General features: G+C 64.9%; 10 protein-coding genes. 5 read left to right on the top strand and 5 right to left on the bottom strand.

The features are described from left to right. Positions 1-31: 31 nt before the first annotated feature. The 4 genes from FHS02_RS22270 to FHS02_RS22285 all read left to right on the top strand — a co-directional run bounded on the left by FHS02_RS22270 (position 32) and on the right by FHS02_RS22285 (position 4,682). Entirely contained in the window at positions 32-1,027 is a 996-nt protein-coding gene (locus FHS02_RS22270; RefSeq protein WP_137316267.1) for a BMP family lipoprotein, read from the top strand. An 84-nt stretch (positions 1,028-1,111) separates the two neighbouring features. Continuing rightward, entirely contained in the window at positions 1,112-2,638 is a 1,527-nt protein-coding gene (locus FHS02_RS22275) for an ABC transporter ATP-binding protein (RefSeq protein ID WP_137316266.1), read from the top strand. Continuing rightward, positions 2,635-3,714, top strand: a complete 1,080-nt coding sequence (locus FHS02_RS22280; RefSeq protein WP_137316265.1) for an ABC transporter permease — start codon at positions 2,635-2,637, stop codon at positions 3,712-3,714. Before FHS02_RS22275 ends, FHS02_RS22280 begins: the two co-directional genes overlap by 4 nt. After that, complete coding sequence (locus FHS02_RS22285) at positions 3,711-4,682, top strand: ABC transporter permease (protein ID WP_137316264.1); 972 nt, start codon at positions 3,711-3,713, stop codon at positions 4,680-4,682. The genes FHS02_RS22280 and FHS02_RS22285 overlap by 4 nt, the downstream gene beginning before the upstream one ends. Before the next feature lie 196 nt (positions 4,683-4,878). Here the strand turns inward: FHS02_RS22285 and FHS02_RS22290 are convergent, their stop codons facing one another. Further along, positions 4,879-5,466 carry an NUDIX domain-containing protein gene (locus FHS02_RS22290; protein ID WP_137316263.1) on the bottom strand — a complete coding sequence of 196 codons (588 nt, stop codon included), beginning with the start codon at positions 5,464-5,466 and terminating at the stop codon, positions 4,879-4,881. Between the two features lie 72 nt (positions 5,467-5,538). On the opposite strand from FHS02_RS22290, the gene FHS02_RS22295 reads away from it, so the two are divergent. After that, positions 5,539-6,294, top strand: coding sequence for a DeoR/GlpR family DNA-binding transcription regulator (locus FHS02_RS22295; RefSeq protein WP_137316262.1), 756 nt, complete (start codon positions 5,539-5,541; stop codon positions 6,292-6,294). A 7-nt stretch (positions 6,295-6,301) separates the two neighbouring features. Here FHS02_RS22295 and FHS02_RS22300 read toward each other — a convergent pair whose 3' ends face one another. The 4 genes from FHS02_RS22300 to FHS02_RS22315 all read right to left on the bottom strand — a co-directional run bounded on the left by FHS02_RS22300 (position 6,302) and on the right by FHS02_RS22315 (position 13,849). Further along, positions 6,302-7,366 (bottom strand): S1/P1 nuclease, encoded by a 1,065-nt coding sequence (locus tag FHS02_RS22300; RefSeq protein ID WP_137316261.1) that lies wholly within the window; start codon positions 7,364-7,366, stop codon positions 6,302-6,304. After that, positions 7,363-8,589, bottom strand: a complete 1,227-nt coding sequence (locus tag FHS02_RS22305; RefSeq protein ID WP_137317680.1) for a phospholipase D-like domain-containing protein — start codon at positions 8,587-8,589, stop codon at positions 7,363-7,365. Before FHS02_RS22305 ends, FHS02_RS22300 begins: the two co-directional genes overlap by 4 nt. 13 nt (positions 8,590-8,602) lie before the next feature. Further along, positions 8,603-10,294, bottom strand: a complete 1,692-nt coding sequence (locus FHS02_RS22310; RefSeq protein ID WP_137316260.1) for a bifunctional metallophosphatase/5'-nucleotidase — start codon at positions 10,292-10,294, stop codon at positions 8,603-8,605. 144 nt (positions 10,295-10,438) lie between these two features. Then, on the bottom strand, positions 10,439-13,849 hold the full coding sequence (locus FHS02_RS22315) for a TonB-dependent receptor (RefSeq protein WP_137316259.1): 3,411 nt from the start codon (positions 13,847-13,849) through the stop codon (positions 10,439-10,441). Between the last annotated feature and the right edge of the window lie 283 nt (positions 13,850-14,132).

A 14,132-nucleotide genomic window follows, 5' to 3' on the forward strand; every position in this document is an offset into this window, starting at 1 on the left:
TATACAATAGCGGACTTCCAGGAGCATTTTCATGAAAATCAAACAACTTTCCATGATGATCGCCGCAGTTGCGGTATCGGCGAGCGCTTTCGCCGCCAATCCGAAACTGGGCGTCGTCTATGACGCGGGCGGCAAGTTCGACAAGTCGTTCAATCAATCCGCTTTCGAAGGTGCTTCGCGCTTCAAGAAAGAAACCGGCATCAACTTCATCGAAGTGCAGGCTTCGTCCGACACCCAGGCCGAGCAGGTGCTGCGCGGGCTGGCCCGCAAGAAGCTCGACATGATCGCCTCGATCGGCTTTGCGCAGACGCAGGCCGTGCAAAAAGTGGCCAAGGAATTCCCCAACGTGCGTTTCGTGCTGATCGACGGCGTGGCACAGGGAAATAACGTGAATTCGATCACGTTCAAGGAAGAAGAAGGTTCCTACCTGGCGGGCGTGGCCGCCGCGATGGCGTCGAAGTCGAAAAAGCTGGGCTTCATCGGCGGCATCGACATTCCGCTGATCCGCACCTTTGCCTGCGGCTACGCGCAGGGCGCCAAATCCGTCGACAAGAAATCCGAGATCGTGCAAAACATGGTCGGCACCACCGCCGCCGCCTGGAACGATCCGGCCAAGGGCGGCGAACTGGCCCGCTCGCAATTCGAGCGCGGCGTGGACGTGGTGTTCGCCGTGGCCGGCGGTTCCGGCATGGGCACGCTGCAGATGGCCAAGGAAAAAGGCAAGCTGGCGATCGGCGTGGATTCGAACCAGAACCACCTGTATCCGGGCACGATGCTGACCTCGATGGTCAAGCGCGTGGACAATGCCGTGTACGACAGCTTCATGCAGATGAAGAACGGCACCTGGAAAGGCGGCGTCACGGCCAAGGGCCTGAAGGAAGGCGGCGTGGACTGGGCACTCGATGCCAACAACCGCAAGCTGATCACGCCGGAAATCGAAAAGCGCGTGCTGGGTGCCCGCAAGGACATCATCGACGGCAAGACCAAGGTCATCGATATCCGCTCGGGTGCTGCCTGCCCGGCCTGATTTACCCGCATCACAGATAAAAACGCGCCGCCGGGGTTTCTCCCTGCGGCGCGTTTTTCAGTAAAACACGACCTGAAAACTCCTATGCAGCCAGCTGTTGAATTCCGCGGCATCTCCAAGCACTTCGGTGCCGTGAAGGCGAACACGGATGTCAGCTTCGCGATCGCCAAGGGCGCCATCCATGGCCTCGTGGGCGAGAACGGCGCCGGCAAGTCCACGCTGATGAGCATCCTGTACGGCTATTACCATGCCGACGGCGGCACCATCCTGCTCGATGGCCGGGAATGCCAGATTCGCTCCAGCCAGGAAGCGATCCGCCTCGGCATCGGCATGGTGCACCAGCACTTCATGCTGGTCGATAACATGACCGTGCTCGACAACGTGATGCTGGGGACCGAAGGCGGTTTCCGGCTGGCCAGCCACCGCGCCGAGGCCGAGAAAAAGCTGCGCGAGATCTGCGACCGCTACCGGCTCGACGTCGACCCGCTGGCCACGATCCACGACCTCTCCGTGGGCGCCCAGCAGCGCGTGGAAATCCTCAAGCAGATCTACCGCAGCGCCAACATCCTGATCCTGGACGAGCCGACCGCCGTGCTGACCGCGCAGGAGACGGAATCGCTGTTCGAGATCCTGCGGCTGTTCAAGGAACAGGGCAAGACGATCATCCTGATCACCCACAAGCTGCAGGAAATCATGGACATCACGGATACCGTGACCGTGATGCGCGGCGGCCGCGTGGTGGGCGCCGTCGAAACGGCGCAGACCTCGAAGGAAGCGCTGGCCAACATGATGGTGGGCCGGCCGATCGAGAACAACCTGCCGCGCGGCCCCTACAAGCCGGGTGCGCCGGTGCTGGAAGTGAAGGGCCTGGCGCTGAAGGACAAGGCCGGCGTCTCCCTGCTCGAAGACATCGACTTCACGCTGCGTGCGGGCGAGATCGTTGCCATCGCCGGCGTGTCCGGCAATGGCCAGAGCGAACTGATGGAAATCCTGTCGGGCATGCGGCTGCCGACCGCCGGCCAGGCCGACTTCGAAGGAAGCCCCCTGCCCTTCAAGCGCCACGATGCCGACGGCCTGCCGCGCGTGTTCCGCAACCTGGGCATCGCCCACGTGCCGGAAGACCGGCTGCGCGACGGCGTGGTGAAGAATTTCAGCGTGATGGACAACACCTTCTTCGGCTACCAGGACCATGTCAAGGGCCGCTGGGGACTGTTCGACTTCAAGCACATCGCCGAGCGCTGCGCCGGCTTGCTGCGCGAATTCGACGTGCGACCGCCGAACCCGGACCTGCGCATCGGTTTATTAAGCGGCGGGAACCAGCAGAAGGTCGTCATCGCCCGCGAGGTGCTGGCGAAACCGAAGCTGATGCTGGTGGGCCAGCCCACGCGCGGCGTGGACATCGGCACCATCGAGGCGATCCACACCCAGCTGCTGGCCTTGCGCGATGTGGGCGTGGCGATCCTGCTGGTGTCCGTGGAGCTGGAAGAAGTGCGCGCGCTGGCCGACCGCATCCTCGTGATGTGCGGCGGCCGCATCACCGGCGAACTGCCGATCAATGAATTCGATACCACCCGCATCGGCTTGCTGATGGGCGGGATGCACAAATCATGAACAACGACCTGCCACGCTGGGCAACCGCTATTGCTCTTCCTGTCCTTAATCTCCTGTCGGCGCTGCTCGTCACCGCGCTGGTGATCCACCTGCTGGGCGAGGATCCCGTCGAGTCGATGCAGATCCTCGTCAACAGCGCGGTCGTCAATCCGGAAGGCCTGGCCTACACGCTGTTCTACGCGTCCACCTTTGTCTTCACCGGGCTGGCGGTCTCCGTGGCGATGCAGGCGGGCCTGTTCAACATCGGCGCCGAAGGGCAGATGTACCTCGGCGGCCTGGGCCTGACCGTCGCCATGCTGGCCTTCGACGCCAGCCTGCCGTGGTACCTGCTGATCCCCGTGGGCATGGCCGGCGCCGCGCTGTTCGGCGCGCTGTGGGCCTTCGTTCCCGGCTACCTGCAGGCGAAACGGGGCAGCCACATCGTCGTCACCACGATCATGTTCAACTTCATCGCCGCGTCGCTGATGAACTTCGTGATCGTCAAGTACCTGATTCCGCCGGGCGAGCAGAACACGGCCAGCCGCGTGTTCGCGCCGGGCGCCGAGCTGCCGCGCCTGTCCGACTGGCTGCCGGTGCTGGGCGATACGCCGCTCAACATCAGCTTCTTCCTGGCCATCATCGCGCTGGCCGTGTACGGCGTGATGGTGACGCGCTCGTCGTGGGGCTACAAGCTGCGCGCCACGGGCCTGAACCAGCACGCGGCGCACTACGCCGGCGTGAAGATCTCGGCGATGATCATCGTGACGATGCTGATCTCCGGCGCGCTGGCCGGCCTGGGCGCCGTCAATTCGATCATGGGTTCCACCCATTACCTGTCGCTGAACTTCGTCGGCGGCGCGGGCTTCATCGGCATCGCCATCGCGCTGATGGGCCGCCAGCATCCGGTCGGCATCTTCCTGTCGGCTGTGCTGTTCGGCGCGCTGACCCAGGGCGGCTTCGACCTGTCGCTGGAAAAACCGAACATCCCGCCCGAGATGGTGATTCTCATCCAGGGCCTGATCATCCTGTTCTGCGGCGCGATGGAAAACCTGTATGCGCCGGCGCTGGCCAAACTGCTCAAGGGGAAACAAGCATGAGTTTCGAAGACCTCCACCTCGGCAGCATCGTCGTCTCCACGGTGCGCAACTCGCCCGTGCTGCTGTTCGCGGCGATGGCCGGCCTGTTCGCGGAACGCTCCGGCGTCGTCGACATCGGCCTGGAAGGCAAGATCCTCGCCTCGGCATTCGTCTCCGCCGCGGTGGCATTCACCACGCAGAATCCGTGGTACGGCATCCTGGCCGGCATTGGCGTCTCCGTGGTACTTGCGCTGCTGCAGGGCGCCATCGCCATCACGCAAAAGGGCAACCAGCTGGTGGCTGGCATCGCCATCAACATCGCGATGAGCGGTCTGACGTTCGTGGTGGCGCAGTACTTCTTCCAGCAGGGCGGCCGCACGCCGGACCTGGGCGAGGCGCGCCTGCCGGAAATCGTGCTGCCGGGCAGCGCGGCGGTGGCCGACGTGCCCGTGCTGGGCTGGATCTGGACGCAGCTGCTGGGCGGCCACACGATCCTCGTCTACCTGGCGTTCGCGCTGGTGCCGCTGGTGCACTGGGTGCTGTACCACACGCGTTTCGGCCTGCGCCTGCGCGCCTGCGGCGAGAACCCGCATGCCGCCGACGCGGCCGGCGTCTCCGTCGAGCGCACCCGCTACGCGGCCATGCTGATCGCCGGCATCCTGTGCTCATTCTCGGGCGCCTACCTGGCCATCGTGCAGAGCGGCTTCTTCCTGCGCGACATGTCCGCCGGCGCCGGCTACCTGGCGCTGACCGCCATGGTGTTCGGCAACTGGCGGCCGTTCTATACCTTCCTCGGCTGCCTGATGTTCGGCTTCTTCGGCGCCGTGCAGATCCAGCTGGAAGGCGTCGACCTGCCGGTCGTGGGCCGCATCCCGGGCGCGCTGATCCAGATGGTGCCGTACGTCGTCACCGTGATCGTGCTGGCCGGGCTGATGGCCAAGTCGGTGGCGCCGAAGGCGATCGGCATGCCGTTCGTGAAGTCGCGGTAAGCGTCCCCTGCCCTGCCCCGAAAGCCTGCGTAACCCGCAGGCTTTTTTCTTTCCTGCACTGTTGTAAAAATCCTGGGGACTGTCCCCTCCGGAGGGACTGTCCCCATTGGGGGGACTGTCCCCGTGTTTGGAAAACAACGGTCAGCGTGAACCGGGGTCAGACCCCAGTTTTTGGAAATATTTCTCAAATCCGGGGTCAGACCCCGGTTTTTGGAAACAAAAACAGGGCGGCGTGCTGCAGCAGCATGATGGTCTTGCCGTCTTCGATGCGGCGGTCGGCGATCATGGCCAGCGCGTCGTCGATGTCCAGCTCCAGCACTTCGATGTCCTCGCCTTCGGCCGCCACGCCGCCGCCATCGTCGGCGCGGTGGGATGAGTCGTATTCGGCGACGAAGAAATGCAGCCGCTCGGTGACGGAGCCGGGGCTCATGAAGGCGTCGAACACGCGCTGCACGTGCTCGACGTGGAAGCCGGTTTCCTCGGCGGCTTCGGCGCGGATGCGTTCTTCGGGCGAGGCGGCGTCCAGCAGGCCGGCGGGCGCTTCGATGAGGTAGCCGTCATGCGTGCCGCCGTAGCCGTAGGCCGGAAAGCGGAATTGCCGCACCAGCACGACGGTGCGGCGCGCCAGGTTGTACAGCAGGATCACGGCGCCGTGGCCGCGGTCGTAGGTTTCGCGCGACATCGTCTGCCAGCTGCCGTCGCGCCGGCGGTAGTCGAACGTGGTTTTCTTCAGCAGGTACCAGTCGTCGGAAAGGGTCCGGACTTCGCGGATACGTACGTGCATGATCGCTCCATTGGTAACGGGTCTTTTTTAGGCTATCATGCGATCTCGTGCAATTTCAAGGAAAATCGTGCAATGCTGACCCGCCAGCGCAAGGAGCTGCTGCTCCGCCTCCTGAAGGAAGAAGGACAAATCGTCGCCAAGACCCTGAGCGAATCGCTGGGCCTGTCGGAGGACACGATCCGCCGCGACCTGCGCGAACTGGCCAAGGAGGGCCTGCTGCAGCGCGTGCATGGCGGCGCCCTGCCCGCCTCGCCCGCGCAGGGCAATTTCGCCGTGCGCGAAAAGCTGTCGACGGACGCCAAGCCCGCCATCGCCCGCGCGGCCGCGGCGATGATCGCGCCGGGCCAGGTGGTGTTCATCGACGGCGGCACCACCGCCGTGCAGCTGGCGCGCGCCCTGCCCCGCGACCTGCGCGCGACGGTGATCACGCACAGCCCGTCGGTGGCGGTGGAGCTGGTCGAGCACGAGCACATCGACGTGATCGTCATCGGCGGCCGCCTGTTCAAGCATTCGATCGTGGCGATGGGTGCCGCGGCGGTGGAGGCAGTGAGTCAGTTCCGCGCCGACCTGTTCTTCATGGGCGTGTGCAGCCTGGATCCGGAGGCCGGCATCACGACGGGGGATTTCGACGAAGCGGCGATGAAGCGCGCGCTGTCGGTGCATGCGCAGCGCACGGTGGTGCTGGCATCGCCGGAAAAACTCGGCACCGCGGCGCCGTTCCAGATCGCGCCGCTGGCGACCGTGGATCACATCGTCGTCAACCGCGGCGTGGACGAGGCGCTGCTGGCGCCTTACCGGGAGATGGGCATCGAGGTGACGCTGGCGTGAAAGGAGGTCACGCCTCCGGCCAGATCTCCTTCAGCAGCGCGGCCAGGTTGTAGCCGCCCTTGATGAGCTGCTGCCGGGCCAGCGCGGACGATGGCACCGGGTAGTCGTCCGGCACGTTCAGCGCCCACACCTTGTAGCTGGTGCCGCTGCTCTTCGACGTCTGCGTGGTGGCGTCGCCCAGCGTCACGTCCATGTGCGCCAGCTTCGATACGGCCAGCGAATCGTTGGCCCACTGGTAGGGCCAGGTGGCCGCGTCGCCGGTGTTGACGGACACCGCCGGCTTTTTATCGATCGCGTACTGCGCGAACTGTTCCGGCGTGCGCGTGCTGGAGCGGCGGAACGCGTAGTCGACCACGGTGGTGTCCCAGTACGAGTGGAACGGTTTGGTCTTCGCCGCGCTGGCACCGGTTTTCGGCGGCGCGCCGGGCGGAATATGCTTGTTGCCGATCGACGCGATGAGTGCGTCGTCGAGCAGCAGGTTGTTGCCGCCGCGCGAATCGAAGATGTTCAGTTCGTCGATCTCGGCGTGCGTCTTCGGCACCACGAAGCGGCCATCCTTGCTGACGAAAGCGGCGCCCACGTGCAGCGGCTGGTGGATGTCGCCGGCCAGGTGGGCCACGACCAGCAGCGCCTGGCGCGGCGTGAACTTGTGCGGGTTGGTCTGCGGCGTGTCCTTGCCCTGCAGGACCAGGATCGCCGACTTCAGCGTCTGCACGATGTCGTCTTCGAACGTGCCGGGCGCGTGGTCGTGGTAGGCGGACAGCTGGAACGGCACGTCGGTGTAGTGGTATTCGGAGTGCTTCGGATTGGCGGCCACATAGGCCTGCATTTCCGGCGTCTGGGGGCCGCACCACGTGCCCTTCACGCAGTCGGCCCAGACGGCGATCGATTCCAGCGTTTCGCCGGGCAGCAGCAGCGCGGCGATGCGCTGTTCGGCGACGCTGCCCTTGAGCAGCTTGGCGGCGATGGCGCCCACGGCGCGGTGGCCGTCGTTGCCCCATGCCAGGGCGGTCGAGGGTGCGACGGTGGCGAAGGCGCCGGCCAGCGCCAGCATGCATGCGAGTCGTTTCATTGTTCCGATGCTTTCTGTGGTTTCGGGTAGTTCCTGTTGATGTCGAGCGGCTGCGCATACGGCGAGCTCCACACCTGTTCCTGCAGCGCGGCGATGCGCCGTGCCATCTGCTCGTTGCGCATCACGATTTCCAGGTTGCGCGACAGGTCGAAATAGCCGCCGGCCCAGTTGCTGGTGCCGACCCAGGCCAGCCTGCCGTCGATGACCATGGTCTTCGAGTGGATCACGCGGGCGAACGGAATGAAGCCGGCCGATGCCTTGGGCAGCGTGACGACGCGGATCTCCACGTTCGGCAGCACGGCCAGGCTTTTCAGGTACGGCAACGTGGCGTGCTCGAGGTTCCAGTTCGACACCATCAGCTTGATCTTCACGCCGCGGTTGGCGGCCGCGCGCACCGCGTTGTCGACCACGGCGTAGTACGGCCGCGTGCCGTTCGGGCCATACGACAACGGCGCGTAGTCGAGCAGCTGCACGCGCACTTCTTCCTTCGCCTCGGCCAGCAGCGCCGGCAGGCCCGTTTCGGAATCGGCGACACCGGGCGGGTTGTAGGCCGCAGGGCTGGCCAGCAGGTACGAAGGCCGGGCCAGCACGCCGGCGGCGACGGCCGCCTGCTTCTGCTGCACTGGCGCCACCGTGCGGCCCTGCGCCAGCTGCGCCTGCGCGCTCCAGTCCTGTTCGAAGATCGCCCTGATCTGCGCGACGATCGCGGCATCGTCGACCAGCAAGCCCGTTTCATGGATGTGCGTGAACGCGCGCCAATCGAAGTTCTGGCTGCCGACGAATGCCCGCTTGCCATCGGCCAGCACGTATTTGGCGTGGATGATGCCATTGCCGGTGAGCTGGCTGAAATCGAGGATGCGCAGCTCCAGGTTCGGGATCGACCGCAGCCGCTCCAGCGTGGCGGCATCGGACAGCCCGACACCCTTCTTGTCGAGCAGGAAGCGGATCTTCACGCCGCGCTGTCCGGCCGCCGCGAGGCGGTCGATCACTTTTTCAAAGGGCGAACCGGGCTTGCCGGCCGCGTAGAACTGGCCGATCGCGATGTCGTTCTTCGCGTTGTCGAACAGCTCGCACCAGACGGTAACGGGATCGCGCAGATCGGCGTTGGCCAGCGTGGTTTCGACCGGCGCGGTCTGGACCAGCTCGAAGCCGGGAATGCGGAAGTCCGCGTGAGCGCTGCCGAAGCATGCGGCCAGCACGCCGCACAGGATCAATCGTTTCATCATCGGTTCCTTGTCATGGGGCCTGGGTGCGCTGGATGCGCGGCTGTTCGGGCGCCAGGCCCGCCGGCTTGCCCTCGGCTTCGCGGCGCACCAGGTATTCGTTCAGCGAATCGATGTCGCGGATGCCTGTTTCGGCACGGTTGGTGCCGTTGGCGAACATCGGGAATGCATCGTTGCCGCCGGCGAGGAAGTTATTGGTGGCCACGCGGTACGTCGCGCTGTCGTCCAGCGGAACGCCGTTCAGGGTGACATCCAGCACGCGCGCGCCTTCCGGCCGGGCCGCATCGTATCGATAGGTGAAACCCTGGGACACCTGCAACAGGCCGCGCACGTGCACCTTGTCGGCCACCCACTGCTGTTCCAGCAGCGTGCGGATCTGCGCACCGGTCATGTCCATCACCACCAGCGTGTTCCCGAACGGCAGCGTGGCCAGCGCCTGGCCTTTCGAGACGACATTGCCCTCGCCCGCTTCCAGGGCACGGCGGATGCCGCCGCGGTTCATGAATGCGATCTGCGCACCGAACGGCCGGCCCGCCAGCAGCGTGGCATCGGCGACCAGGTTGCCCAGCGCGGATTCGTCGTCATCGTCGCCGCCGCGCGTGACGGCCGGCACGGCGATGCGCGCCACTGGCTTGGCCAGCTCGCGATTGCTGCGCTCGCGCACGCCGGCAAGGTAGGCGGCCACCTTCGGCTCGGACGGATACGCACCCTGCTCGATGACGACGTTGCGCGCATCGACATCGACGATCCTGCCGGTGGCCTTGTCGACCATCAGCTTGATGCGCGACAGCATGTGCCCGCCCATCTGCGCCTGCGTGACGATCCTGCCGTCGACGTTGCACAGGTAGCCCTTGTGCGAATGGCCGCTGATCACCAGCCTGATCGCCGGATCGAGCCGCTTTACCACGGGCAGGATCTCGCCTTCCAGGTTGTCGCAATACTGCTTGTCGAACGGCGCTTCGGTACGGCCGCCCTGGTGCATCAGCACCACGAAGGCGCCGACTCCCTGCGCGCGCAGTTCCGGCAGCAGCCGGTTGACGGCATCGGCTTCGTCGACGAAGCGCAGGCCGGCGATGCCGGAGGCCACCACCACGTCGGCGGTTTCCTTCAGCACGGCGCCGATGAAGGCGATCTTCACGCCCTTGGCTTCGAGGATGCGGTAGGCCGGCAGGATCGTCTTGCCGCTGTCCGCCTCGACGACATTGGCCGCCAGGTAGCCGAACTTCGCGCCGCCGTATTGCGCGTCGAACCGGCAGGCCTTGTCCGGCCGCGGCGAATCGCAGCCGCCGTGCTGCTGGCGCAGCAGTTCCTTGCGGCCGCCGTCGAATTCATGGTTGCCGGCCGAGGTCACCGCGAGGCCCAGCATGTCCAGTGCGGCGATGGTCGGCTCGTCGGCCCACATCGCCGACAGCGCCGGGCTGGCGCCGATCATGTCGCCGGCGCCGACCAGCAGCAGTTCGCCGTCTTCGCGCCGCCATTGCTGCAGCGCGCCGGCGATGGTGTCGATGCCGCCGGCCATCACGGTGCGCGGCGCCTTGTCGGCGGCGCCGGTGTAGGTGAATTTGGTGGCTTCCAGGTTGCCATGGAGGTCGTTGAGGGCCACCAGGTTGATCTCGGTCGCCGAGGGGTGGGACGGCGGCGTTGCGCACCCGGCGAGCGCGGTCAGCGCCGCCGCCAGGGCGAGAGTGTGCAGTGTAGGTTTCATGGAAAAGGTGTGGGACGCGACCGTGTATTGTACCGACGACTGCCGGGCAAAAACAGCGCGGCCGGCACGTCGATACCTTGTGTTACAGATGGAAAAAAGGCCGGCGGATGCCGGCCTTCCTGTCAGGCTAGAGCTGCACGAATCTTAGAATTCGTACTTCACGGTGGCCTGCAGTGCCCACTGCGATTCGCCCTTTTCCTGGCGCACGGTCAGGTCTTCCACCTTGTCGCGCATCGCGTAGATGTACTTGCCGTTCTCCATGCCGACCACGTCGACGAAGGAACGGGCTTGCGCGCCGTTGGCCTGGAAGGCCACTTCGTTGATGCGGCCCCACTTCTTGTTCAGCAGGTTGCCGAAGTTCAGGATGTCCAGCGTGAACACGCCCTTGTGGCCTTGCCACAGGCCCGGGATTTCCTGCGACACGCGCACGTCGACGTTGTTGGTCCAGTTCGAGAAGCTGTTGTTGCGCTTCACGACGCCGCCAGCCGAATTGCGCAGGCCGCGGTACTGGTCGACGATCGCCCAGAAGCGTTCCTCGTTGGCGTGGCTGGTGGCCGTGTCGCCACGGAACACCACCTCGCCGGAGCCGAACGCGGTCGGGACGTACAGCAGGTCGTTGCCGGCCAGGCCGTCGCCGTTGGCGTCGTTGTTGAACGTCCAGCTGTACGGCTTGCCCGAACGGCCTTCATAGAACGTGCCGAAGGTGGTGCGGTAGGTACCGAAGAAGCGCTTCTGGAAACTGAGCGATGCGCTGATACGGTCCTTCACCAGGTAGCTGGAATTGGCTTCCACTTCCTCGTTCGGGTTGAACACGGAACGGCCCGACCAGTTCGAGTTCGACGTGGACGAGGTCAGCGGCGACACTTCCTTCGACTCCGTGTACGTGTAGGCCGCATTCCATGCCCAGCCGGCGTTCATCGGACGGCTCAGCTGCAGCGTGGCGACGTTGCTGCCGCCCTTCTTCGTGTTGGTGGCGACCAGCACGTTGTTGAAGCCGCGGTTCGACAGGGAACGGCTGCGCAGGCTCGAGCAGGTCGTACCGGTCGTGATGCTGTTGCCGCTGGCATCCCAGCACTGCCCGTTGTAGCCGGCGTCCGTGTAATACAGCTCGCGGCCGTCGGTACCGGTCCGGGTCGGCGCGCCGATGTTCAGGTTGCGGTAGTAGATCGCGTCGCGCGCGTTCGTCTTCAGGAACTCCGCGCCCACGGTGATACCGTACCACGGCAGTTCGTGGTCGACGGCCAGGTTCATCTTCCACACTGCAGGCTGGCGCAGGCCGGCCGCCAGAACGTCCACCGAGGCGGCCGACGGCGTGCCCGGGAAACGCGGCTGGTTGTTGATGTCCGTACTGAACGTACCGCCGCCGGTCGGGCAGTTCTCGAAGCCGCTGATGCCGCAGCCGACCGTCGACGTGGCCACGCCGGCGTTCTGGAACGGGTTACCCAGCCACACGCTCATCGCGGCGCCCTGGAACAGGCCGGCGCCACCGCGGATCTGCGTGCGGCGGACCGTGTCGAAGTTGTAGTTGAAGCCGACGCGCGGCTGCCACAGCTTCTGGCCGTCCAGCGTGTTGGCGTTGTTGATGCCGAAACCGCCGGTGACACGGCCGTTGACCACCGGACCTGGCGCGGCGGCCAGGGTGGCATTCGACAGCGGACGCTCTGGCACGTCGATCTTGTCCAGGCGCACGCCGGCCATCACGGTCAGGCGCGGGCTCACGGTCCAGGTATCCTGCAGGAACACGCCCGTGTTCTTCATCGTGAAGCGGGCCACGGCGTCTTCCAGCGAGTAGCCAGCGTTGGCGACCTGGTACTGGTAGGACAGCGGGCGGCCGCGGCGGAAGTTTTCCAGCACGGCTTGCTGGACCAGGGTTGCGTCGTTGCAGCCGACCTGGGTGGTCAGCGTGGCGCCGCCCAGGAATTCGTAGCCAAGGCCGGTCTGGCAGGCGAACGTGTAGTTGCCGTACACATTCTGCAGGAACGCGTTGTAGATCTCGTTCTTCTGGTAGTCGGCGCCGAACTTCACTTCATGGTCGCCCAGCTGCAGGTTGCCGCCCACGTAGACGTCGTCCGTCTTGGTGCCCAGCACGTTGCGCTGGCGGCTGTTGTCGGTACCGAAGTTGATGAAGCGGTTGCCGGTGGTAAGACCGGCCGGCGCGCCGGCGGCCAGCGGACCGGAGAAGCGCAGGCCCACGGTCGGCATTTGCGCGTTCACGGTCGGCACGCTGTCGTAGTCGCGGGTCGACAGCTTGATTTCGGTGGAGAACGTCGGCGTCCAGTCCGAGGTCAGCTGGGCGACCTTGGTCTCGATGACCTTGTTCTGCTGGTACCACTGCGAGTTCAGCGAGATGCCGGTGGAGCTCAGGCCGGCGAAGAACGGCTCGCTCTGCTCGGTCTTGGACCAGCGGAACATGGCGCGGTGGTCGTCGCTGATGTTCCAGTCCACTTTCAGCAGCTTGTCGGTCACGGACAGCATGGTGCCGCCAGGAACCGAGGTGCCGATGTCCAGGCCATAGGTGCTCTGGGCAATCTGTTGCGCCTGGTCGATGGCGCCCTGCGTCACGCCCACGTTGGTCATCGCGCTGCCGATCGGGCCGAAGGACGGCGCGGCGCGGGTCGATTCCAGCTTTTCGTAGTTGGCGAAGATGAACAGCTTGTCCTTGATCAGCGGGCCGCCAACGGTTGCACCCTTGGTGGTTTCCTTGAACTTGGCCGGATCGTAGTAAGTGCCGTCGGTGGAGTTGAAGCGCTCGCCCGCCATCTTGTCGTTACGGAAGACGTAGTAAACGCTGCCCCGCACGTCGTTGGTGCCGGACTTGGTCACGGCGTTGATGTTGCCGCCCGTGTAGCCCTTCTGCGTCACGTCGTAGTTGGCGACGTTGACCTGCACCGACTGGATCGCTTCGATCGAGATCGGCTGCTTCGCGGTCGGGGAGCCGGAAGCTTCCAGGCCGAACGTATCGGACACGGCCACGCCGTCGATGGTCAGCGAGTTGTAGCGGCTGTTCTGGCCGGCCACGGAGATTTCGCCGCGCTCCTTGTCGGTCTGCGACACGCGGGGGTCGGTGCGTGCGTAGTCCTGCAGGTTGCGCTGGATCGACGCCTGGATCGCCAGTTCCGTCGGGCCGATATTGGTGCCGGTGCCCATCGCCGTCTTCGAGAAGCGGTCGTTGCGGACGTTGGTGCCGGTAACGGTCACGGTCTGCATTGCCTGGCCCAGCTGCGCATCGACGGCAGCCGTTTCGGCCAGGGCGATGAACACGCCTTCGCGCTTTTCGGTCACGCCGTTCTGCGTGATCGTGATCGTGTACGGACCACCCACGCGCAGGCCGCGGGCAACGTAGCGGCCCTGCGCATCGGTGGTGACGCTGCTGACGGAACCGGACTCAACGTGCAGGATGCTGACCTGCGCACCGGCGGCAGGGTTGCCGTCGGCGCCCGAGATGCGACCGCCGATGGCGGAGGTCGTATTCTGAGCGATGGCAGGTACCGCTGCCAGTGCGATGGACAGGCTCAGCGCGATCTGCGTAAGCCGGAGCCGTTTGTGATTCATCATTGTTTAACCCCAAAATGGACGAATTTAATGGCAGTTCAATACGGATCGGATAGATCCACACTCCCTGCCACGCTTTACCTGATGTTGCCAACTGCTTAGCCGACCCGAGACTCTAGCTGTATACAATGTCACGGTCGTGACAGCTTTATGACGGTTTCATGACAACTGCATGACCCGGTTCGGCTAACATGACATAGCTTCCAATCAACTATGCATGACAGCAAAAACTGTGACAAATTCGATTTAACAAGCGCATTTATATGCGCCGGAAATAAATCGGCAT

It is taken from the genome of Pseudoduganella umbonata (genome assembly GCF_014192225.1).
In the GTDB taxonomy this organism is placed as follows: domain Bacteria; phylum Pseudomonadota; class Gammaproteobacteria; order Burkholderiales; family Burkholderiaceae_D; genus Rugamonas; species Rugamonas umbonata.